This is a genomic window from Hymenobacter sp. AT01-02 (genome assembly GCF_000961955.2).
Classification (GTDB): domain Bacteria; phylum Bacteroidota; class Bacteroidia; order Cytophagales; family Hymenobacteraceae; genus Hymenobacter; species Hymenobacter mucosus.
The window spans coordinates 1-517 of record NZ_JZIR02000153.1; the positions used below are offsets into that span (position 1 = coordinate 1).

At 50.7% G+C, this 517-nt stretch carries 1 protein-coding gene; it reads left to right on the forward strand.

The annotated features are described in order from the left end of the window. Positions 1–48: 48 nt before the first annotated feature. Positions 49–517: putative LPS assembly protein LptD (locus VI25_RS25395; RefSeq protein ID WP_236705187.1), on the forward strand; the 469-nt coding region annotated here is incomplete at its 3' end.

Here is a 517-nt window from a genome sequence, read left to right on the forward strand (position 1 = left end):
GACCTAACGCTTGGGGTAGCACGGCAATATTTATATGAGTTGGCAGGCTTGGAAGCACGCGGCCGTTTTTATGAGCAACTAGCAGTTTCATACGACCTTACCTTTCAAAACCGACTATCAAATAATATCCCTGCTAGTGCTATCAATGGCGGGGCTATTCCTCTTATTGGCGGCTCCTCTGAAGCGTCAATCATGCCGATTGGTTTTTCCAATATCAGCAAGCTATTGCGCAACTCCCAGACTGGCATGCAGCACCGGTTCGGCATTTCTCTGGGCAGCTACACGTTATTCAAGCACATCAACATCACCCCTGGTGTAAACTATGGCCAGACGTGGTACTTCAAAAGCCTGGAGTATGAGTACGTACCTACGGCCCAGGCCGTGCGAGCAGACACCACCACCGGGTTGCGAGTACTACAAACACTGTCAACCAACTTAAACCTCGGCACTACCTTCTATGGTACGGTGGTACGTTCGGGCACGCATAAGATTCAGGCGCTACGGCACAAAGTGACCC